Origin of the sequence: Tenacibaculum aiptasiae, assembly GCF_965221665.1 — a bacterium.
In the GTDB taxonomy this organism is placed as follows: Bacteria; Bacteroidota; Bacteroidia; order Flavobacteriales; family Flavobacteriaceae; genus Polaribacter; species Polaribacter aiptasiae.
Genome location: NZ_CBDCSN010000002.1, coordinates 228657 through 250910, shown reverse-complemented (window position 1 = coordinate 250910; position 22254 = coordinate 228657). Strand labels below are relative to the sequence as shown.

At 31.3% G+C, this 22254-nt stretch carries 17 protein-coding genes; 9 read left to right on the top strand and 8 right to left on the bottom strand.

All coding sequences use genetic code 11. The features are described from left to right. Window positions 1–187: 187 nt before the first annotated feature. Complete coding sequence (locus ACOQN8_RS01490; RefSeq protein WP_420551319.1) at window positions 188–1687, bottom strand: TrkH family potassium uptake protein; 1500 nt, start codon at window positions 1685–1687, stop codon at window positions 188–190. Next, entirely contained in the window at window positions 1687–3033 is a 1347-nt protein-coding gene (gene trkA, locus ACOQN8_RS01485; RefSeq protein ID WP_272149911.1) for a Trk system potassium transporter TrkA, read from the bottom strand. Before trkA ends, ACOQN8_RS01490 begins: the two co-directional genes overlap by 1 nt. Before the next feature lie 97 nt (window positions 3034–3130). Between trkA and radC the strand changes: the two genes are divergently transcribed. From radC to ACOQN8_RS01455, 6 genes are read left to right on the top strand one after another with little or no spacing between them, the layout of a single operon-like run. Continuing rightward, the gene (radC, locus tag ACOQN8_RS01480) at window positions 3131–3817 is read left to right on the top strand and encodes a RadC family protein (protein WP_272149909.1); all 687 of its coding nucleotides are present in this window, start codon (window positions 3131–3133) and stop codon (window positions 3815–3817) included. Window positions 3818–3849: 32 nt separating this feature from the next. Continuing rightward, complete coding sequence (locus tag ACOQN8_RS01475; RefSeq protein WP_420551318.1) at window positions 3850–5154, top strand: polysaccharide deacetylase family protein; 1305 nt, start codon at window positions 3850–3852, stop codon at window positions 5152–5154. Window positions 5155–5164: 10 nt separating this feature from the next. Next, window positions 5165–5842, top strand: coding sequence for a YjjG family noncanonical pyrimidine nucleotidase (locus ACOQN8_RS01470; RefSeq protein WP_420551317.1), 678 nt, complete (start codon window positions 5165–5167; stop codon window positions 5840–5842). A gap of 28 nt (window positions 5843–5870) precedes the next feature. Then, window positions 5871–6416, top strand: a complete 546-nt coding sequence (locus ACOQN8_RS01465) for a hypothetical protein (protein WP_420551316.1) — start codon at window positions 5871–5873, stop codon at window positions 6414–6416. A 6-nt stretch (window positions 6417–6422) separates the two neighbouring features. Next, window positions 6423–7790 carry a DUF5723 family protein gene (locus ACOQN8_RS01460; protein ID WP_420551315.1) on the top strand — a complete coding sequence of 456 codons (1368 nt, stop codon included), beginning with the start codon at window positions 6423–6425 and terminating at the stop codon, window positions 7788–7790. A 2-nt stretch (window positions 7791–7792) separates the two neighbouring features. Beyond that, entirely contained in the window at window positions 7793–8530 is a 738-nt protein-coding gene (locus ACOQN8_RS01455) for a hypothetical protein (protein WP_420551314.1), read from the top strand. 5 nt (window positions 8531–8535) lie between these two features. On the opposite strand, the gene ACOQN8_RS01450 is transcribed toward ACOQN8_RS01455, so the two are convergent. Continuing rightward, window positions 8536–9807 (bottom strand): replication-associated recombination protein A, encoded by a 1272-nt coding sequence (locus ACOQN8_RS01450; protein ID WP_420551313.1) that lies wholly within the window; start codon window positions 9805–9807, stop codon window positions 8536–8538. A gap of 76 nt (window positions 9808–9883) precedes the next feature. On the opposite strand from ACOQN8_RS01450, the gene ACOQN8_RS01445 reads away from it, so the two are divergent. Beyond that, a complete protein-coding gene (locus ACOQN8_RS01445; RefSeq protein ID WP_420551312.1) occupies window positions 9884–10588 on the top strand; it encodes a rhomboid family intramembrane serine protease in 705 nt (234 codons plus the stop codon). A gap of 39 nt (window positions 10589–10627) precedes the next feature. On the opposite strand, the gene rlmB is transcribed toward ACOQN8_RS01445, so the two are convergent. From rlmB to ACOQN8_RS01420, 5 genes are all read right to left on the bottom strand, one after another. Beyond that, window positions 10628–11365 carry a 23S rRNA (guanosine(2251)-2'-O)-methyltransferase RlmB gene (gene rlmB, locus ACOQN8_RS01440; RefSeq protein ID WP_420551311.1) on the bottom strand — a complete coding sequence of 246 codons (738 nt, stop codon included), beginning with the start codon at window positions 11363–11365 and terminating at the stop codon, window positions 10628–10630. Window positions 11366–11441: 76 nt separating this feature from the next. Beyond that, window positions 11442–12905, bottom strand: coding sequence for a RagB/SusD family nutrient uptake outer membrane protein (locus ACOQN8_RS01435; RefSeq protein WP_420551310.1), 1464 nt, complete (start codon window positions 12903–12905; stop codon window positions 11442–11444). 78 nt (window positions 12906–12983) lie between these two features. Beyond that, a complete protein-coding gene (locus ACOQN8_RS01430) occupies window positions 12984–16148 on the bottom strand; it encodes a SusC/RagA family TonB-linked outer membrane protein (protein WP_420551309.1) in 3165 nt (1054 codons plus the stop codon). Between the two features lie 305 nt (window positions 16149–16453). Continuing rightward, the gene (locus tag ACOQN8_RS01425; protein ID WP_420551308.1) at window positions 16454–17926 is read right to left on the bottom strand and encodes a SusD/RagB family nutrient-binding outer membrane lipoprotein; all 1473 of its coding nucleotides are present in this window, start codon (window positions 17924–17926) and stop codon (window positions 16454–16456) included. A gap of 11 nt (window positions 17927–17937) precedes the next feature. Further along, window positions 17938–21063 (bottom strand): SusC/RagA family TonB-linked outer membrane protein, encoded by a 3126-nt coding sequence (locus ACOQN8_RS01420; RefSeq protein ID WP_420551307.1) that lies wholly within the window; start codon window positions 21061–21063, stop codon window positions 17938–17940. Window positions 21064–21368: 305 nt separating this feature from the next. Between ACOQN8_RS01420 and rpsL the strand changes: the two genes are divergently transcribed. Together rpsL and rpsG are read left to right on the top strand one after the other, a co-directional pair. After that, window positions 21369–21743, top strand: a complete 375-nt coding sequence (rpsL, locus tag ACOQN8_RS01415; RefSeq protein WP_028887479.1) for a 30S ribosomal protein S12 — start codon at window positions 21369–21371, stop codon at window positions 21741–21743. Window positions 21744–21775: 32 nt separating this feature from the next. Further along, window positions 21776–22252, top strand: a complete 477-nt coding sequence (rpsG, locus tag ACOQN8_RS01410; RefSeq protein WP_150900313.1) for a 30S ribosomal protein S7 — start codon at window positions 21776–21778, stop codon at window positions 22250–22252. The last annotated feature ends 2 nt before the right edge of the window (window positions 22253–22254 follow it).

Sequence of the window (22254 nt, the reverse complement as noted above, 5' to 3'; positions counted from 1 at the left end):
GGGACGTTTATCGAATTATTTTCTTTGGAAGATAATAATCCAATAAAATTATTTTTCATTTTCATATTAAATAAGTCTAGTTTGACTAGTCCAAATTTAACATCAGGAAATTTATTTTTCGGGGTGTTTTTCCCCTAAAAGGTATGATGAAAACATCCTTTCTTCAAAATAGTTATTATGTAAAAGCTTAGTTTTTACGCCAAAAGAAAGGAGTAAGTAAAATTAGAACTGTAAATAATTCTAAACGCCCAATAAGCATTAGGAAAGAACAAAACCATTTTGCTCCTGTAGACAAATGATTAAAATTGTCAACAGGACTAACACTTCCAATAGCTGGTCCTATATTACCTAAAGAAGAAGCACAAGCGCCTAAAGCAGAATATAAATCTAAACCAAAGAAAGCTAAGACTACTGTTCCAATAATAAAAATAAGCATGTATAAAACAAAGAAAGAAAGTATGTTGAATACAATAGTTTGATTTACTGCTTTTCCGTCATAACGCACCGGTATGATAGCATTAGGGTGAATTGATTTCTTGAATTCTAAAAAGCTGTTTTTTAGCATTACAATGTGTCGAACAATTTTTACACCTCCAGAAGTAGAACCTGCCGATCCTCCTAAGAAAAATAATGAAAAGAAAATAGCAGTAACAAAAAAGCTCCACATTGTAAAATCAGCTGTTACAAAACCTGTAGTGGTTACTACTGATATTACTGAAAATAAAGAATGTCTAATAGCGCTTTCTACTTTACCCCAAACCATAGGGTGGTTAATAGTGGTTTGTAATGCTGGATCTTGATAGAAAATAATCATAACAGCAACAATAGAAGATATTATAAGTGTTCCAAATAAATAATATTTGAACTCTTCACTTTGAATTACTTTATTCACTTTTCCTTTCAAAGCAAAATAGGTAAGCACAAAATTTGTACCAGCTATGAACATAAAAAAGATAATGATATATTGTATTAAAGGAGTCCCATTCCAATGAGCAACACTAGCATTTTTTGTTGAAAAACCTCCTGTGCTAACTGTAGCCATAGCATGATTTATTGCATCAAACCAAGTCATTCCAGCTACTTTTAAAAGTAAAAACTCTATAGCAGTTAATAAAACATATATTAACCATAAACGTTTAGCAGTATCGGTAATTCGAGGATGTAACTTATCTGTTGAAGGCCCTGGAGCTTCAGCCATAAATAATTGCATACCTCCAATTCCTAATAAAGGTAATATAGCAATGGTTAATACAATTATTCCCATACCGCCAATCCAGTGAGTAGCACTACGCCAAAAGAGTATTCCTTTGGGCATTGATTCAATATCAGTTAAAATTGATGACCCCGTAGTTGAATAACCAGAAATAGTTTCAAAAAAAGCATTTGTAATACTAGGAATACTACCAGATAATACATAGGGAAGCATTCCAGTAAATGATAATGTAAGCCATCCTAAGGTTACAATTAGGTACCCTTCTTTTTTTTGAATTTTTTTATTGTCAGGTTTGTTAAAAAAATAAAATACTAAACCTAAAGCAACAGTAATAATACCGGCATTTAAAATTCCCCATTTAGAAGGTTCATCATAATAAAAGCTAAATGGCAATGAAAGCCACATAAATAACCCATTAAGAATTGCGGTTATTCCTAAAAAACGATAAATTAATTTGAAATTGAGACTCTCCATTAGTTGAATAAATCTTCTACAGTTGATATGGCTTCAGGTAAACAAAAAACGATTGCTCTATCACCACTTTGTAATTGAAAATCACCAAATGACATATGGGCTTTACCATCTCTAACTACTCCACCAAAAACAGCTTCTCTAGGAAAACGTAATTCTTTAATAGGTTTTTTAGTCACTTTAGCGTTTTCTTGAACTTCAAATTCAAAAACTTCAGCATCAATGTTATGTAAGTTAGCTAATGCTAATATTTCACCTTTTCGAATATGACGAAAAATATTACTAGCAGCTATTAGTTTTTTATTAATAAGAGTATCTATACCAATAGTTTGAGAAATGTTTATATAATCCATATTCTCAACCAAAGCAATTGTCTTTTTAACGCCTTTAGATTTAGCTACTAAACAAGACATAATATTAGTTTCTGAATCTCCAGTAACGGCTACAAAAGCATCCATTTCTCTAATATTTTCTTCCTCTAAGAGACCTAGATCTCTACCATCTCCATGAATAACTAATGTGTCTCTTAAATCTTCAGCAAGATTTAAAGCTTTTTCTCTCTTTCTTTCTACTAGTTTTACCTTAAAATTGTCTTTGCAAAGATTTCTAGAAGTTTTTCGACCAATACTACTTCCTCCAAGAATCATAACATTTTTAATTTCTATCTGCTCTTTACCAATTATAGGGTGCAATTTATCTATGCTATAATTAGGAACAGAAAAATAAACTTGATCGTTCATTTTATAAGGAGTATCTCCACGAGGAATAATAGTTTGAGCTATACCTTCTCGTTTAATAGCAATGGTAATAAAGTCTACCAAGCTAAATTTGTCTTTAGCTTCTTTTACTGTTAAATCTAAAATAGGCGATTTATAACCAAGGGTAGTTCCCATGATATTAAACAAACCGTTTTCAAATGCTACAGTATCATTAAATGATGATTGATTTAAAAGGAACTTGATTTCTTCAGCAGCTAATTCTTCTGGTGAAATCATAAAGTCAACACCGTAATCTTTAAAATTGATGCAATCGTTTTTTAAAAATTCAGGATTGTTTATTCTAGCAATTGTTTTTTTTACGCCTAAAGCTTTTCCTACTACTGAAATCGTAAAGTTTGTATTCTGACTTTCAGTAACAGCTAATAGTAAATCGGCAGATTCAATACCAATTTCTTTCAAAAGTTTTATTGAGGTAGCATCTCCTTTTTTAGTAAAAACATCTAAATGATTATTGATGTAATTTAATTTATCACCATCAAAATCTATCACAAAGGTGTCTTGCGACTCGTAAGAAAGGAGTTTAGCCAAATGAAAACCAACGTCTCCAGCCCCGGCTATAATAATCTTCATATTTTTTATTGAAAAAGATAGAACGCAAAGATACTGTGCTTCTTTGGGTTGTGCAAAAAATGAATTATATTTATCCCTGCTATACAAATAAATTAATATGAAAAAGATACCAATAAAATCGTGGGCTATTGATGATATGCCACGTAAAAAACTGAGGCTGAAAGGAAAAAGTACACTTTCCAACGCAGAATTAATTGCAATTTTAATAGGAGCTGGAAACCGACAAGAATCGGCTGTTGGATTGGCAAAAAGAATTTTGCTATCTGTTGATAATGATTTAAATAGTTTGTCAAAATTATCAGTTCCTGCTTTAATGAAGTTTAACGGAATAGGAGAAGCAAAGGCAATTGCAATTGTATCAGCTCTTGAATTTGGAAAACGAAAATTATTCGCTCAAAAAGAAGAAGAGTTTAAAATTTACGGATCTAAAAATGCTTTTAATATTATTCATCCACTAATAGGAGATATCCAACACGAAGAATTTTGGGCTTTGTATTTGAATAATTCTAATGTAGTATTAGAGAAGTTTCAAATTAGTAAAGGAGGCTTTACAGCTACTTTAGTAGATGTTAGGTTGTTATATAAAAGAGCTTTAGAATTGTCTGCCGTTGGAATTATAGTTTGTCATAATCATCCATCAGGAAAATTAGAACCAAGCAATTCAGATATTGAGTTGACTAAAAAAATAAAAAGAGCAGGAACTACATTAAACATAAAATTGCTAGATCATTTAATAGTTACTGAAAAAACGTACTTTAGCTTTGCCGATGAAATGATTTTATAATTTTCTGGTTTTACAGTTAACATTTACTCATTATGATACTGATTTATACTCATAAGGTTACCCCAAGAGTACGTTATATTTTCAAACATATTTTTACACGTATCTTACAAATTCCAATAGACTTTACAGGAAAGGTGGAAGATTTTGTTGCTTATAACGGAGCAAAGTTTTCATATACTAATGTAGCTTTGGGAAAAGAGTTTTTTGTAAAAAGTAATGAGTTGTTGTTTCAACAAGGAGTAAGGGATATTGATATTAATGTTCAAAAATGGGATGACGTTTCTTGCTTTTTCTTAACAGGAGAACAATCAGAAATACCTTTCGATATTTTTGCAGCTAGCTTTTATTTAATATCTAGATATGAAGAGTATTTACCACATATAAAGGATAAGTATGGTAGATTTTCAGCTGAAGAAAGTTTAGCTTTTAAGAATAACTTTTTAGAAAAACCAATAGTAGATATTTGGGCTTATAAATTTTTGGAGAAATTAAAAATTAAGTTTCCTGATTATGAACATTCAACAAGAAAATATGAATATATTTCTACTATAGATGTTGATAACGCATTTGCCTATAAGCATAAAAGTTTTGTAAGAACAATTGGAGGTTTTTTTAAAGATATTTCTCAATTCAAAATTTTTACTATTTGGGATCGATTAGCTGTACTGTTTAGTATTAAAAGGGATCCTTTTAATACTTTTAATACAATTCTTGAACTAAAAAAAATATATAAAGTAAGAACTATTTTTTTCTTTCTTATTGGTGATTATACAACTTTTGATACCAATGTGTCTACTTCAAAAAGTAAGTTTAGATTGTTAATAAAGGATATGGTTGATTATGCGAGGGTAGGTTTACATCCATCATACTATACCATGAATAATGGATCTTTATTAAAAAAAGAAGTTGAAAGGTTAGAAAGTATTACAAACGTACCTGTTAAACGATCTCGCCAACATTACTTGCGTGTGTCATTACCAGAAACCTACCAAAGATTGATTGATTTAGAGATTGAAGAAGATTATTCAATGGGATATCCAAATTATACTGGTTTTAGAGCAAGTACATGTACTCCGTTTTATTTTTATGATTTAGAATTTGAAATTCAAACACCTTTAAAAATATTCCCGTTTGCATTAATAGATTCTACTTTGAATGATTATATGAAATTAACAGCCAAGCAATCTTTAGGAAAAATAAGAGATTTAAAAAATGAAGTTAAAGCTGTTAATGGAACCTTTATAACTGTTTTTCATAATGAAAGTTTAAGTAATTATCAAAGATGGAAAGGATGGAGAAGAGTATACAGTTCTATGTTGAAAATTGTAAGAAGTTAAAAATAGATTAATGGATATTAAGCACGTTTTTTTTGATTTAGATCATACTTTATGGGATTTTGATAGAAATTCTAAACTAACATTTGAACAAATATTTGAAGAGCAAAATATAAATATTCAGATTGATAAATTTTTGAAAGTATACATGCCAATTAATTTAAAGTATTGGAGACTGTTCAGAGAAAACAAAATTTTAAAAAAAGATTTACGATACAAAAGGTTAAAAGAGGCTTTTGATGTACTCAATTATAAAGCTTCTGATGATTTAATAGATAAAATTTCAGAATATTACATCAAATATTTACCTAATAATAATTATTTGTTTGAGGGAACTTTTGAAATATTAGATTATTTAATTAAAAAATACGAACTCCATATCATAACCAATGGTTTTGAAGAAGTACAAAATGTAAAATTAAAGAAATCAGGAATAGATAAGTATTTCAATAAAGTGATAACCTCTGAATGTATAGGTGTGAAAAAACCTAATCCTAAGATTTTTGAATATGCTTTGAAACAAGCTAATGCATTAGCAGATAATTCAATGATGATTGGAGATAGCTATGAAGCAGATATACAAGGAGCACTGAATGTTGGTATGCAAACAATTCATTTTGTCAATGGGCCTAACCTAAATAATACAATTACAAGTATTAATTCGCTTGCTCAATTAAAGCAATATTTATAGGTTTGTTGCGTTATAAGAAAACCAAATTATGATACTTAAAAGATATTGTTTATTTCTATTACTAAGTTTTACATTTTTTTCATGTGTTAAGAATGTAGATTTAGATCAAGTGGATGATTTTGATTCCCAGCCTAAATTTGTTGCATCATTAGTTTTTTTTAAAATGCCAGCATTGAGCTTTTTAGATAATACTAACAGTGAAATTACTGGGCCTATTACTGATCAATCTAACTTAACCATAATAGAAGAGGAAGTAGTACAAGAAAATTTAATAGAAATCGTTTTTGATTTTGAAATAACAAATCCATTTAATAGAAATATTAATTTAAATATAGAGTTTTTGGATGATTCAAATGTTATTACTTATGCGATAACTCCATTGTTAATACAAGCAAATACTCCAAAGTTTGAACATAAAGAAACTATTATAATTAACAATTCCCCTTTATTCTTAAATACAAGAAAAATTAGAGCTTCTTTAGAGCTGTCAACTCTTACAGGAACACCAATAGACCCTAATGATTTAAATGAGTTTATTCTAAAATCTGCAGGGACATTTACCTTTAAAATATAATTATTAATGCGAAATTTTTTTAAACTAATTGTATTATTAGTATGTGGTGTTTTGTCGGTTAGTGGACAAAATAAACAATTGCTTTATGACTTTGACGAGATACCTCAAACAATGTTATTAAACCCAAGTATTAGACCTAGTTATAAAAGTCATATTGGAATCCCTCTTTTATCAGGAATTCATTTTAATGCAGGAATGAGTGAAATCACAGTAGCTGATTTATTTAGAAATGATAATGTTGATTTTAACATTAAAGTTAGAAATGCAATAGATAGAATTTCAGTGGATGATTATGTAAGTTTTAATCACCAGATTGAAATATTGAGTGCAAGTTACAGACTGAATGAGAAAGATTTTTTGAGTGCTGGTTTTTATACAGAGATTGATTTTTTTGCCAATTACCCTAAAGATGTCATTGATTTAGTGAATGATGGAAATGCTGCAAACTTAAATAGAACTTTTTTAGTGTCTCAAGTAAATGTAAAAGCAGATGCATTAAGTGTTTTGCATATAGGATTATCAAGGAGGATAAACTCACAGTTTACGCTTGGAGGTAGATTTAAAATTTATTCTGGTATAGCTAACGTTACATCTACTAATAATACTGGTAGTTTTACTACACGTTTAGGACAAAACAATATTTACACTCATACAATAAACAATTTAAACTTTAATGGGTATAGTTCTGGATTATATTATGAAAATGATATAACTGCTGGAGATATTATTAGTAAAGGTTTTTTCTCTAATCTAGGTTTAGGTTTCGATATAGGCTTTAGCTATCAATTAGATAAGCAAACAAAAATAACAGCTAGTTTACTAGATGTTGGTTTTATCAATTATTCTAGTGATATAAGAAATGTTACAGCTAAAGGTGATTATAGTTTTTCAGGTATAGAATTCTTATATGATAGTGCCAATACTAATTATTGGGAAAACTTAAACAACGATTTTAAACAGCATGTTCCTTCGGAAGAAAATAAAGAAGCTTATTCAGTAATGAGACCTATTAAATTTAATGCTTCATATAAATATGGATGGGGTAGGAGTAGAAATGAAGAAAATTGTAGCGATATTACTTATAAAGAATATTATAATAACTCTGTTGGGGCACAATTGTTTTCAGTTTTCAGACCAACTGGACCAAAGTTTGCCTTAACTGGTTTTTACGAGCGTAAAATATCAAGAAAAATCAATACTAAATTCACTTATACTATAGATGATTTCTCTTATACAAATATAGGTTTGGGTTTATCAAGTAAAATAGGTAAATTTCACGTTTATGGTTTAGTAGATAATATCTTTGGATTAGCAGATGTAGCAGATACTAATACAGCTTCATTTCAATTTGGTATGAACTTAATTTTTAAATAAATATGAGAAAAATATTTTTTGTTTTTTTACTGATTACAGCATCAGTTTTTAGTCAGAATAGTGTAAATAATTATAAATATGTTATTGTACCTGTTAAGTTTGATTTCTTAAAAAAGGCAGATCAGTATCAAACAAGTTCTTTAACTAAATTCTTCTTTAATAAACATGGATTTAAAGCTTTTTTAAGTAACGAAGAATTACCTGAAGATTTAGTGAAAAATAGATGTAAAGCTTTAATAGGTTCAATTAGCGATGCTTCAGGAATGTTTAATACTAAAAGCGTTGTCGAGTTGAGAGATTGTTATAATAACTTAGTATATTCTTCAAAAGAAGGTAAAAGTTTATTAAAAGATTATAAAAGAGCGTATCATGAAGCAATAAGAAATGCTTTTAAATCTTTTGATGGATTAAATTACAAATACACTCCATCAAAAGAAGAAGTACAGGTTTCTAACAAAACTGTAGTTGCCGAAATCACAAAAGGTATTGAAACTAAGAAAAATGCAAAATCAACTGTAAATAAAGTACATCAATTACTATATGCACAACCAACAGATTCGGGTTATCAAATGATAGATTCAGATCCTAAGGTTGTTTTTAAAGTATTGAAAACTAATGTGAAAGATGTTTATGTGATTCAAGATAAAAATGGAATCCTTTATAAAAACGGGAATGTTTGGATTGCTGAATATTATAAAGATAATGTAAACGTCATTGAGAAATATGAAATTAAGTTTTAATTAACTTAATAATTATATTTATCACCCCAGTGTTGTCTTAGCAATTCTCTAAATTGGTTTTCTCGAGCATTATTACCTGGCTCATAAAGTTTAGTGTTTTTTATTTCGTCAGGTAAAAATTCTTGATTAACAAAATTGTTTTGATAATTATGAGAGTATTGATAGTCTTTACCGTAATCTAAATCTTTCATTAATTTAGTTGGGGCATTTCTTAAATGTAAAGGAACAGATAAGTCGCCAGTAGTTTTAACTAAATTTTGAGCTTCACATATAGCCATATAAGAAGCATTACTTTTAGTAGAATTCGCTAAATATATAGCACATTGACTTAATATTATCCTAGATTCTGGGTATCCAATTGTAGAAACAGCTTGAAAGGTATTATTCGCCATAATAAAAGCTGTAGGATTAGCATTTCCAATATCTTCTGAAGCTAAAATTAACATTCTTCTTGCGATAAACTTTACATCTTCACCACCTTCAATCATTCTAGCCAACCAGTATACAGCAGCATTAGGATCACTTCCTCTAATAGACTTTATAAATGCAGAAACAATATCATAATGTTGTTCTCCAGTTTTATCGTATCTAACTGTGTTTTTTTGAATTTTTGATAAAACTAACTCATTAGTTATTTCTATTTCTTGTTCAGCAGCTACTAATAACTCGAATATATTTAAAAGTTTACGTGCATCACCACCTGATACTTGTAATAATGCATCTGTTTCTTTTAAAGTTATTTTTTTTTGAGAAATGAATTCATCTTCTTTAATGGCTCTATCTATTAAAGCGATTAAATCATTTTTATCAAAAGAATTTAAAATATATACTTGACATCTAGAGAGTAGGGCTGGTATTACTTCAAAACTAGGGTTTTCTGTAGTAGCTCCAACTAAAGTTACCCATCCTTTTTCTACAGCACCTAATAATGAATCTTGTTGAGATTTGCTAAAACGATGAATCTCATCAATAAATAGAATTGGATTTTTTTGTGTGAACAAACCTCCACTTTTCTTAGCTTTTTCAATAACTTCTCTAACATCTTTTACTCCTGAACTAATTGCACTTAATGTATAAAAAGGTCGATTTGATTCTTTTGCAATAATATTAGCTAGAGTTGTTTTACCTATGCCAGGAGGTCCCCAAAGAATTAATGAAGGAATGATTCCTTGTTTAATATGATTGGTTAAAATACCATTATCACCAACTAAATGTTGCTGGCTTATATAATCTGATAATTTTTGAGGACGTATTCTTTCTGCCAAAGGTTGATTCATAATGTAAAAATAGAAAAGTTTTATGACAGATCTTCCGAAATTTCTATTTGGATTTATTTTTGTTAATTTGATTATAATGAAAGAAGAAAATCAATTAAAATATTCAAGTAAGGTTTTTATTATTCCTTTTCTTTTTGTCTTTGTAATATGGTTAGTTTATTGGATAGAGATTAAGTTTGGGTTTAATTTTAACAAATTTGGGGTGTTACCAAGAAAAATAACAGGTTTAAAAGGGATTTTAAGTTCACCTTTTATTCATAGTGATACAAATCATCTTTTTAATAATTCAGTACCTTTATTTGTGCTCTCAGCATGTCTTTTTTATTTTTATGAAGAAGTTGCATTGAAAGTTTTGGTCTATGGAGGTCTTGCAACAGGTTTTCTAACATGGATTATAGCTAGGGAATCTTATCATATTGGGGCTAGTGGAATTGTTTATTTACTTTTTAGTTTTATTTTTTTTAGTGGGATTATAAAAAAGTATTATCGTTTAGTTGCTGTTTCTCTAATTACAATTTTTTTATATGGTAGTATGATATGGTATGTATTGCCAATTAAGGAGGGAATGTCTTGGGAAGGACATTTATCAGGATTTATTATGGGGCTTATTTTATCTATAGTATATAGAAAGAGAGGTATTATAAAAAAGAAATTTGAGTTTACGAGGACAGAGTTTGACGATATGTTTGATGAAAATGGTAACTACGTTCCACCAGTTTTAGAAGAAGAATCAGAAATAAAAGAGATAAACTATAAATATATTTATAAAGAGAATGAATAAAAAAGTCTTGCTTTAGCAAGACTTTTTGTAGTTGTAACATTAAGTTCGTTGTCTAACTGTTTCGTAAAGAAAGGCTCCGCAAGCAACAGAAACATTTAAAGAACCTATTTCTCCTAATAAAGGTAATTTTGCTTTATAGTCTACCATTTTTAAAACAGAATTACTTACACCTTTATGCTCAGAACCCATTACTATAGCAATAGGTTGATTAAAATTAACATCAAAAATAGAGTCTTCAGTTTTTTCAGTAGCAGCAGCTAACTTTATTTCGGCTGCTTGTAATTGAAAAATGGCATCTTTAATATGATCAACTTTACAAATAGGTACTTTAAAAGCTGCACCAGCTGAAGTTTTTATAGTTTCTGCATTGACAGGAGCGCTACCACTTTTTTGGATAATGATTCCATCTACACCAGTACATTCAGCAGTTCTAATAATAGCTCCAAAATTACGTACATCTGATACTTGATCTAATAATAAAAATAAAGGGGTTTTATCAGAGTCTAGAGTTTTTTCAATGAGTGTTTCTAAATCATGAAAATCTACGGGGGAAATTTTAGCTACAGCCCCTTGATGATTATTATGCTTTGATAATCGATCTAGTTTTTCAGTAGGAACTACACTTACTGAAATTTTATTTTTCTTTATTAATTTATCTAATTGAAAAAATAAGTCACCTCTAAGTCCTTTTTGAAGGTAAACTTTATTGATAGAAGCATTACTTTCAATAGCTTCAATTATTGCTCTTATACCAAAGATAGTTGTATTTTCTTCCATGCTGCAAATGTACTTGAATTTATTGTATAAAAAAACCACCTCGTTAGAGGTGGTCTTTTTAACTAATTGTTAAAAATTAGATATTGTTAAATCCTGCATAACCTGGATTGTTGTCAATTTCAGTTTGAGGTATTTTTAAGAAGAATAAGTTACTATTAGCAGGAACGTTAATCGGAATACGGTGAACAGCGTTTCTTGTAATAGGTAAGTTATATCTCTTAGCGTCAAACCAGTGAGGTCCAAATTCTCCATAGAATTCTTTCTTTCTTTCAAGTAAGATTTCATCTAATAAAGCTTGACCTGTAGCTGTAGATTTTACTGCATTAGGATCTCTTGAAGATTGTAATGCAAATAAAAGATCTTGTGCCACTGAAGCATTTCCTAAGTGGTATTGAGCCTCAGCATCAAATAATACCATTTCTGATTTTCTTAAGATAGGAATATCAGATGCAAAAGTAAATGCATACTTAGTTGAAATAAATTCTCTCCAAGGAGTAGAAGCAGAAACACCATAAATATCTCTAAAAGTATTTCTTACGTCAGTAGCAGTAAACTCGTTAACGAATGCTGGGTCAAAATATGAAGCTCTATAACTTAAAGTAAGGTGATCCATCATTGGAGCAGCGTGCCCCCAGAAGAAGTTAGTCTCATCAGAACCATTTTGGAATAAAGCCCATAACCACTCTTGATCAGCCATATTGTTAAATCCGTTACCCCAGTTAGAAGAAGCAACAGCACTACTAGCATTACCTCCATAAGAAGCTCTAGCTAAAGTAGACATTAAAGACCAATCATCTTGTGTTACAGCTAAAACTCTAGCCATTACAGCCTGAGCAACTGCTTTGTTTACATAACTCTTACCAATTCTAGTTGTTGGTAAATCAGCGATAGCGTCAGTTAAATCACTTTTAATTTGATCCATAATTACGCTTGCTGCAACAGGAGGAAGACCTTGAACAGAAGCAATAGATGCTGGGCTAGTATATAAAGGAATTCTTACTAAATCTTTATTGTCCTTAAAGTTTGGAGCAAAATCTAATAATAATTCAAACATATGTAAACCTCTAAAGAATTTACCTTGAGCTATAAATTCTTTTTTATCAGCTGGTGTTAAAGTAGGACTATTAGTTACTCCATCAATTAAGATGTTAGCAAAGTTTACATTCTCGTAGTTAAAACTCCAAGAGAAATTAGTTCTTCTAAAACCAGCTTCTCTATTTTCATGACCATAATCAAATGTATACCAACTTGGTCCTTGAATTAAGTCATTTCCTTTTACTGCTCTAGCAAAGTAAATAGAGTAAATACCACCAGCATCTGGTCGTCCATACTGTCCTTTATAGTTTGCTAAGATACCAGAAATAAATGTCTGAGTAATGTTTCTATCACTGAAGATTAAGGCATCATTTACCCCACTATTATCTTTAGGAGCATCTAAAAACTCATCAGAACATGATGTAAGCACTGAAGTAAACAGTACCACTAAGAACATAGTAAAAATACTATATCTTTTTTGTTTGTTGTTTAAATATCTTTTCATTTTAAATGTTTTTAATTGTCTTTAATATTTTTATCATTTTATTAAATGAATTAATAAAAATCTAATAAATCTAAGAATCTAGAATTCTATTAAAGTTCCAAATGTAATAGTTTTTTGTAATGGAGATCTGTTAGCAGTTAATCCATTAAAAGCTTGCTCAGGATCGATTCCTTTGTGACTTTGCCAAGTAAACATATTTTCACCTAAAAGATATAATCTTACTTTAGATAATCCAACATTATTTAAAATGTCTGAAGGTAAGTTATAACCGAAAGTTATATTCTTTAATCTAATGTAATCGTTCTTAAATAAGAATCTTGTAGATCTGTTGTTAAAACTGTTGTTAGCAGTAGTTAATCTTGGGAAATCAGTGATATCTCCAGGTTGTTGCCAAGCTTTGAAGTTATCAGGGTGAGCAGATCCTCCAGCGTTAGCGAAACTAGCAATTAAACCAGAGTAGTCAGTATCTAATAACCAACCTCCGAAACTATAGTTGAATAATAAAGATAAGTCAAAGTTCTTGTATCTTAAACTAGTGTTGAAACCACCTTGAATATCAGGGATAGAGTTTTTACCAGTTTGATATCTTGTAGCGTCATCATATACATTAGTAGTAGTTCTACCAGTTACATTTCCGTTAGCATCTACTTGATCTTGGTACCATAATGCATCTCCTGTTGCAGGATCTACACCAGCCCATTCTCTAATATAAAACTCTTGAATTGAGCTACCTGGAATCCAAAGTTTACTTCCGTTAATTCTTCTGTCGAAGAAAGGATTTAATTTCTTTAATTCATTTTCTAAGAATGTAAAGTTACCTCCAACACTCCATTGGAAATCTTCTTTGTTAAAAATATTACCGTTTAAAGTAACCTCCCAACCTCTGTTTTCAAGGTCTCCAGCATTAGTTCTTAAGTTTGGAGCTCCTGTTGAAGCAGTAGTTGTAATATCTTGAACTAAGTCAATACTATTTCTTTTGAAGTATTCAACAGAACCAGTAAAATTATTATTGAAAAGACCAAAGTCTAAACCAAAGTTAGAAGTAGCAGTAGTCTCCCATGTTAAGTTAGGATCAATTAAAGTAGAACCTGGTAAAAATGATGCATTACCTTCAACTGGAGATAAAGTAATATTTCCAAAGTTAGCACCACTAAATAAAGCACTAGTAGGGAAGAATCCTCCTGGTAAGTTAATGTTACCTAATTCACCATAAGAACCTCTAATTCTTAAGTTGTTAATCCATTCTACATTAGAAAGGAAGTTCTCTTTATGAATACTCCAACTCGCACCAACTGAGAAGAAATCACCAGTTCTAAATGCTTTAGAGAATTGAGAAGTATCATCCTGTCTGTATGATGCATCGATAAAATACTTATCGTTAATGCTGTAAGATAATCTACCTAAGATACTGGCAATTCTTTGCTCAGCTCTAAGACCACCAAAAGATTCAGCAACTGTACCACTTCCAAATTCTTCTTGTCCAGGTAAGAAACCAGTTGAAGAAGCACGGAAAGTATCAGTATATTGATAGTTAACCTCGTAAATAGCATCAAAAGATAATTTATGAGTACCTCCAAAATAAGAATCACTATAGTTTAAAGCTTCAACAAAGTTAAGAGCAGAAGTTACGTTTCTAGTTTTAGAAACTCTACCTCCTACATTAGAAGCAGCTCCAATTAAATCATCATCAAATGAATGGCTATCAAACATAAAGCTTTCATAGTTCATTGTAGATCTTAACTTGAACTTGTCTAAGAAGCTAACTTCAGCATAAGCAGAACCAGTAAAACTTGTACGGATTCTTTTTTCAGAACCTAATTCTAATGAAGCTAAGATATTTTCTCCATTAATACCTGGTCTGATACTGTTAACTGACTGACCAACTGGTCTACCATTACCATTACCTAAATCGTAGATTCTGTTTCCATCACTGTCTAAAATTAATTGACCGTTAGCATCTCTAACGTAGATTGGATAAATACTACTATTGCTATAGATATAAGAAATAGCTTGAGTTGTAGAACCTGAAGTTTGATCAGGATTGTTAGAAGAAGATCTAGAGAAACCAGTTGTAATACCAGTTTTAAGCCAATCGTTAACATCTGTATCAATTGCAGCTCTTGTAGAAATTCTCTCAAAGTCTGAAATAATTACTGGACCTTCTTCATTTAAGTAATCTAAAGAGAAAGAATAGTTAGTATTATCGCTACCTCCAGTTACAGATAAAGAGTGGTTAATACGTGATACATTATTTCTTAAAATAACGTCTTCCCATTTAGTATCCCAAAGTAATTGAGAACCAGCAACTAAGTTTCCAGTATTGTCAATTGGATTTGCAGTACTGAAAGGGTTATATCCTAAAGTAGGAATTAATTGATTAGTTGCATTGTTAGCAGCATCTGTAGCAGATTGACCAAGAGCATATTGGTTGTTATTTCTGATAGCTTGCCAAGTTAATTTTAAGTAATCTTCTTGGTTTACTAAGTCATGAATACCAACAGCTGGGTTAGAAATACCATATTGACTTCTTACAGTTACTTTAGCAGCAGTGTTTCTCTTACCTCTTTTTGTAGTAATTAAGATAACCCCGTTAGCAGCCCTAGATCCATATAAAGAAGCAGAAGATGCATCTTTTAATACAGAGATAGATGCAATTTGATCCTGACTAATCGCATTTAAGTTACCACTATATGGTGCACCATCAAGAACAATAAGTGGAGCAGTACCAGAAGATAAACTACCAATACCTCTAATGTTAATAGTAGGGTTGCTTCCTGGTTGTCCTCCAGATGTTAATAAGTTTACACCGGCAACACTACCTTGTAAAGCTCTTAATGGAGAAGTTACTTGTTGGTTTTCAATAAGTTCAGTGTCAACTACTTGTACAGAACCAGTAATAGCTTCCCTTTTTTGAGTACCATAAGCAACAACAACTACTTCATCAAGTAAGTTGTCTGTTTCCATAGTAATGTTGATTTGATTAGAAGCTCCAACAGTTTTTTCAACTGTTTTCATACCTACAAAGCTAAAAACTAAAACCTCTCCAGTTTTAACTTTGATAGCATAATTTCCTTCAAAATCAGTTTCGGTACCTTGAGTAGTACCTTTTTTTATGACTGTCACTCCAGGAAGAGGACCCGACTCATCGGCAACTGTCCCTGAAACCGTCTTTTCTTGTGCAAAGGAGATCTGCACAAATAACACTAGTAAAAGTGTTAAAATTCCATTAAACTTTGTTCTCATTATGTAATTATTTGAATTAATTAGTCGCTAAAGTCTTAATTTTATCTTAAATACACAATTTTTTAACAAAAAAAACGTCTTTAGACTAGCTAAAAATGCTTTTTTCAGAGACAAAAATCATTAGAATCTTTTAATATTTATCAATTTAATATTTTGTTAGTTTTTTAAAGGGTTCAGCACATTATTTATCTGTAATGTATAGTTAAAAGGTAGTTTTTTAGATAGTTAGTTTGACTATTTGTGTATAAATTAAGAAGCCAGTAATTTAATTACTGGCTTCTTTTTATGTTTAACTTTTTAACATATTAGTTGAAAAGCCATAACTTATCAAAAATAGTAACTCCTTTTGGTGTATTTGAGTTAGTATTTAATGATTCTTGTGGATATGGTACTCTTTGAATAAACTGAGCAGCTACAGGATTACCATCAGGTTTGATTGGAATAGATAATGTAGCTGGATATTGATAATCATGTCTTCTAACATCCATCCATGATTCTCCGTTCATTGTTACCATAGCTTTATGCTTTTCAGTCATAATTTTCTCTAAAGTAACAGTTGCAGCTGTTTCACTACCAAAGTTAGTAATGTAATTGGCGATTTCTGTCTGATAAGCAGGAACATCTCCTCCAGAAGTAGTTAAGAAAGTAATACTAGCTGGTGTAACTAAATCTAACTGTGCTTGAATAGCTGCGTTTAATGCCGTTGCAGCTCTTGCTCCATCACCAGAACGAAGAGCAGCTTCAGCTTCTATATATAATAATTCAAAATGAGTTACAATTAATTGTGGAGAGTTGTTCTTACCATAAAAACCTTGAGGTCCTACAGGAGAGTAACTTACGTTAGTTGTTCCTAAAGCGTTTGGTTTTCCAACATATCCAACATCAAATCCATCAGTGTTCTTATTGTTCCAATAAGAAATTTTTCTAGGATCGTTTGTGTTAGTAAGAGTATTCATAAATACTTCTGATGCAACTAATTGATTGTTTTCAAACATATGGAACCAACCATTTAAATATTTGTCAGTTCCTTCGTAAGGAAAAGTTAAATCATATGCAGCTGCAGTAAATCCTGCGTTCTTAGCATTAGTAACAGCTGTTAAAGCAGCAGTAGCTGAGCCAGCTGGATCTTTTTTGCTAAAGTGATTTCTATAACGTGCTTCTAAAGCATAAGCTAAAGCTTTCCACTTGTCTTTATTTCCTCCGTATGCAAAGTCTTCTGCTCCAAGATTAACTGTAGTAGTTTTGTCTAAGTCAACTACAGCTTCACTAAGAAGTCTGAAAATTTCAGTATAAATTTCTTCTTGAGTGTCAAATTTTGGTGTAGAATTTTGTCCTCCTTGTAAAGCTTCAACCCAAGGAATAGCTCCATAGTATGATGTTAATGTTCCTAATTGAAGAGCGGTAAGTACTTTTGCAGCACCAACGTGTTGCCAAAGTTGCTGAGTTGTACCTCTTTCAATAACGTCTTTTAAATCATTCAAGGCGTCATATTGAGTAGCCCATGTAGAGTTAACATTTTGGATGTCGTAAACATCATAGTTGATACCAGCTCCGTGATTTCCAGCGAAAGTTTGTACCCATAAACCAGACCAAGTGTCCCAGTCAGTTCCATTTGTAAATCTTCCAAATTTATATAAGACAGCTTCTTCTCCTGCTGTGAAAACTAAAGGTACCCCTGCGTTAGTCGGGTTATTTGGGTCAATATTTAAATGACTAATATCCGTGCACGAAGACATCAAAAATACTAGTGATAATACTGATAATATATATTTTTTCATAATTTTAAAATTTAAAATTTAGCTCTTAATGTAAAACCATAACTTCTTGTATTTGGAGCTGTAATAGTATTGAAACCTTGAACGTTTCCAGCACCAAGTCCATTTGTTTCAGGATCCACTCCTTTATAATCTGTACTTAACCATAAGTTTCTACCAGTGAAAGTGAAGCTTAAGCTATTCATAAATGTGTTTTCTAAGAATTTGCTTGGTAAATTATAAGATAAACTTAAAGTTCTTAATCTTACCCAAGAAGCATCTTCAGCAAAGTTTTCATCTATATTGTTGTAAGTTTGGTGGTAAAAAGTATTTGTTAAAGGTACAGCAATTGTACTTGGTTGTCCAGTACTTTCTATAACTCCATCAAAAACTTTTGTAGCGTTTGCATTAGGGTCTGCTGCGCTGTAGAATCTGTTTTCAGTAGTTTTACTTAAACCAGAGTAAATCCAAGAAACTTCAGCATCATTATATAATGTTCCTCCTTCTTTAAACTCTAAGTTAGCACTTAAAGTAAAGTTTTTATACGATACACTATTGTTAATGTTTAAAATAAAGTCAGGGTTAATGTCACCTAACACTTGGTCTTGAGCAATTTGAGGAACTCCATTGTCATCTAATAATAATTGACCTTGAGCATTTCTCTTGTATGCGTTACCAATAAAGGTACCATATGGTAAACCTGGTCTAGCAACTAATTTTGTACCATTCCAGTATCCATTACCAATAATGATTTCTTCTACTGCATCAGGAACAGAGATAACTTTGTTGTCGTTCTTAGTGAAGTTTAATAAAGCATTCCATCTTACATCTTCAGATTTTCTTAAGATATCATTGAAAGTTAAAATAGCTTCAATACCTGAGTTTTCTACTTCTCCACTGTTTGTGATAAACTCTGTAAATCCAGTTGTAGCTGATAATGGTACAGGTACTACTTGATCAGTGGTTGTTCTCTTATAGTAAGTGAAATCTAAACCAATTAAATTGTCTAAGAATTGTAATTCAGTTCCAACCTCCCAAGAAGTTGATATTTCTGGTTTGATGTTAGGATTGTTTTGTCTTGTGCTTACAGTAAAGATTGGTTGAGCGTTAACATTAGGAGTTAAACGAGCATAAGTATTAATAGTTGAAAATACTGGAGCATCGTTACCTAATTTAGCCCAAGATCCTTTTAATTTACCAAAGTTTAAGATAGACTTGTTTTCCATTAACTCTGAGAAAATGAATCCACCACTAATAGATGGGTAGAAGAAAGAGTTGTTGTTTGTAGGAAGTGTAGAAGACCAGTCATTTCTTCCTGTTATAGAAGCAAATAAATATCCTTTATAATCTATAGTAGCTTCACCAAATAAACCGATAATTCTTTTGTTGTTGTCAGAATTAGTAGCAGTTACGGTTTTTGCGTTAGAAATATCATTAAAGTTTTTAATTAATAATTCTTGACCTTCAACATATAATCTGTCATATCTTTTGTCGTAAATATCAACTCCTGTTAAATATGATAATTTAAGGTTGTCGTTTAAGTTAAAAGCACCAGTAAAGTTAAGGTTAGAAGTAATATCTTTACTGTTAATTCTAATTTCATAGATGTCTCCAAGTCTACCAGTAGTGTTAACTGAAGAAATTGGACGAACTAATTTCTTTTGATCACTATAGTTATCAACACCAATACGGTAATTCATTTTTAACCAGTCAGTAATGTCGTATGAAAGGTTAACGTTACCAATAATTCTGTTAACTTGTCCTTTCTCACCTTCTTCGTTTACAATCCAGTTAGGATCTGGTACGAATGCACTAAACCAAGTTCTTTCAGAGTTAGCATCTTTCCATGGTCTGTTGATGTCCCACATATGGTGCCAGTAAGTTAAACCAGCTCCAATACCAGTGTCACCACCTTGAAAAGCATTAGTTCCTACTGTTGAGTATGTAGCAACTGCTCCAACTTTAAATCTATCGTTGATTTTATAATCTCCTTTTAAAGTGAAGTTTGTTCTTTCGTAAGTGTCATTTGGAACTATACCTTCGTGGTTAGTATGTCCAATAGAAGTATAGAACGTTCCTTTTTCATTACCTCCAGAAACAGATACATTAACGTTTTTTCTAACACCAGTTTGCCAAAATCTCTTGTAGTTGTCTCTAAATAATGGGATTGCTTGTCCTGAAACGTCTTCAGTAGTTCCGTCACCGTCTAAATCTGTAATAGTATTAGCAGGGAAAACTGGGTTTGAAGCATAAGCAGGTCCCCAACTCCAGTGAGTTACATTAGAGTATAAACCATTTCTACCTCTAGCATACTTGTGAGTAAACTCAGGTAATTTATTAGCATTGTCTATTGTAATTCCAGTAGATAAATCAATGCTTAAACCTTTTTGGTTCTTACCTTTTTTAGTTGTAATAATTACAGCACCATTTACAGCTCTAGAACCATATAATGCTGTTGCAGCACCCCCTTTAAGTACTGTCATAGAAGCGATATCGTCTGGGTTGATATCAGAAGCTCTGTTTGAACTTACAACTTTACCGTAGTCTCTAAAGTCACTACCGCTTACGCTACCTGAACTGTTACCAGAATCAGTTGTGTTGTCAATTGGAATACCATCTATTACGAATAAAGGTTGGTTGTTTCCTAAGATACTTGAAGAACCTCTAATTACAATGTTAGTAGAAGCTCCTGGAGAACCTCCAGAGTTAGTAATGTTAACCCCTGCAACTTTACCGTTTAAGGCGTTTACAATACTACTTTGTCCAGATTCTGTAATGCTTTTTGAATTTACAACTTGAGCAGAGTATCCTAATTTGTTTTTGTCTTTTGAAATACCAAGTGCTGTTACAACAACTTCGTCTAATACATTATCAGATGTCATAGTAACGTTAATAGTGTTTGCGCTTGCTACTGTTTTTTCTACTGTTTTAGATCCTACAAAACTGAATACTAAAACATCTCCTGTTTTTGCCTGAATAGCGTATTCACCATTAAAATCTGTTTCTACCCCAGTAGTTGTTCCTTTTTTAATAATACTAACTCCAGGTAAAGGACCAGTTTCGTCAGAAACCACACCTGAAATTGTTCTTTCTTGAGCAAATGTAATTTGAACAAGTAACGCCATGAAAAGCGTTAAAATTCCATTAAACTTTGTTTTCATTGTGTAATTATTTGAATTAATTGCACCAAAAATCATAAAATAATCTTAAAAAAACAACATAAATCATAAAATAATCTTAAAAGTTTAAAAATGTTTTAATGGTTTTTGTAAGGTTTTATGGGGGATGTCGACTCTTTTAGCTTGGGTTAAAATTTAACTGATTTATAAGAAGTTGTGTTATTTGATATAAGGGTGAAATAAAAATAACTAGTTGATATTTGAATGTTTAGAAAAATATCGTACATTTGCGCACTCTTAAAATTAGAGTAATTTAAGTACAAATTAAAAACAAGTAATAATTTAGTATGCCAACTATTCAACAATTAGTTCGTAAAGGAAGAACCAAAATAACTAAGAAGAGTAAATCGGCTGCATTACAAGCATGTCCTCAAAGACGTGGAGTTTGTACGCGTGTGTATACCACTACACCTAAGAAACCTAATTCAGCAATGCGTAAGGTAGCAAGGGTAAGATTAACAAATGGTAACGAAATCAACGCGTATATCCCAGGAGAAGGGCATAACTTGCAAGAGCACTCGATAGTATTAGTTAGAGGTGGAAGGGTAAAAGATTTGCCAGGTGTTAAGTATCACGTTGTTCGTGGTGCATTAGATACTGCAGGAGTTGAGGGAAGAACTCAACGTAGGTCTAAATACGGTGCAAAACGCCCTAAGAAGTAAAATTAATCAATTAACTTTTTTAATGTAAAGACATGAGAAAAAGAAGAGCGAAAAAAAGGATTTTGTTACCGGATCCAAGGTTTAACGACCAATTGGTAACACGTTTTGTGAATAACTTAATGTGGGATGGTAAGAAGTCTGTAGCGTTCAAAGTATTTTACGATGCAATGGATATCGTAAATGAAAAAAAGACTGACGAAGAGAAGTCGGCTTTAGAAGTATGGAAAGACGGGTTGTCAAATGTTATGCCTCACGTAGAAGTACGTTCTCGTAGAGTAGGAGGTGCAACATTCCAAATTCCAATGCAAATTAGACCAGACCGTAAGGTTTCTATGGCTATAAAATGGATGATTTCTTATGCGCGTAAGCGTAATGAAAAAACAATGGCTCAACGTTTAGCTGCTGAGATTTTAGCTGCTGCAAAAGAAGAAGGAGCTGCTGTTAAGAAAAGAGTTGATACTCATAAGATGGCTGAAGCAAATAAAGCATTTTCACACTTTAGATTCTAAGA

Bases quoted from the DNA above. Each gene is read 5' to 3' on its own strand.
- ACOQN8_RS01490 (WP_420551319.1), bottom strand. From the start codon at position 1,687: ATGGAGAGTCTCAATTTCAAATTAATTTATCGTTTTTTAGGAATAACC.
- trkA (WP_272149911.1), bottom strand. From the start codon at position 3,033: ATGAAGATTATTATAGCCGGGGCTGGAGACGTTGGTTTTCATTTGGCT.
- radC (WP_272149909.1), top strand. From the start codon at position 3,131: ATGAAAAAGATACCAATAAAATCGTGGGCTATTGATGATATGCCACGT.
- ACOQN8_RS01475 (WP_420551318.1), top strand. From the start codon at position 3,850: ATGATACTGATTTATACTCATAAGGTTACCCCAAGAGTACGTTATATT.
- ACOQN8_RS01470 (WP_420551317.1), top strand. From the start codon at position 5,165: ATGGATATTAAGCACGTTTTTTTTGATTTAGATCATACTTTATGGGAT.
- ACOQN8_RS01465 (WP_420551316.1), top strand. From the start codon at position 5,871: ATGATACTTAAAAGATATTGTTTATTTCTATTACTAAGTTTTACATTT.
- ACOQN8_RS01460 (WP_420551315.1), top strand. From the start codon at position 6,423: ATGCGAAATTTTTTTAAACTAATTGTATTATTAGTATGTGGTGTTTTG.
- ACOQN8_RS01455 (WP_420551314.1), top strand. From the start codon at position 7,793: ATGAGAAAAATATTTTTTGTTTTTTTACTGATTACAGCATCAGTTTTT.
- ACOQN8_RS01450 (WP_420551313.1), bottom strand. From the start codon at position 9,807: ATGAATCAACCTTTGGCAGAAAGAATACGTCCTCAAAAATTATCAGAT.
- ACOQN8_RS01445 (WP_420551312.1), top strand. From the start codon at position 9,884: ATGAAAGAAGAAAATCAATTAAAATATTCAAGTAAGGTTTTTATTATT.
- rlmB (WP_420551311.1), bottom strand. From the start codon at position 11,365: ATGGAAGAAAATACAACTATCTTTGGTATAAGAGCAATAATTGAAGCT.
- ACOQN8_RS01435 (WP_420551310.1), bottom strand. From the start codon at position 12,905: ATGAAAAGATATTTAAACAACAAACAAAAAAGATATAGTATTTTTACT.
- ACOQN8_RS01430 (WP_420551309.1), bottom strand. From the start codon at position 16,148: ATGAGAACAAAGTTTAATGGAATTTTAACACTTTTACTAGTGTTATTT.
- ACOQN8_RS01425 (WP_420551308.1), bottom strand. From the start codon at position 17,926: ATGAAAAAATATATATTATCAGTATTATCACTAGTATTTTTGATGTCT.
- ACOQN8_RS01420 (WP_420551307.1), bottom strand. From the start codon at position 21,063: ATGAAAACAAAGTTTAATGGAATTTTAACGCTTTTCATGGCGTTACTT.
- rpsL (WP_028887479.1), top strand. From the start codon at position 21,369: ATGCCAACTATTCAACAATTAGTTCGTAAAGGAAGAACCAAAATAACT.
- rpsG (WP_150900313.1), top strand. From the start codon at position 21,776: ATGAGAAAAAGAAGAGCGAAAAAAAGGATTTTGTTACCGGATCCAAGG.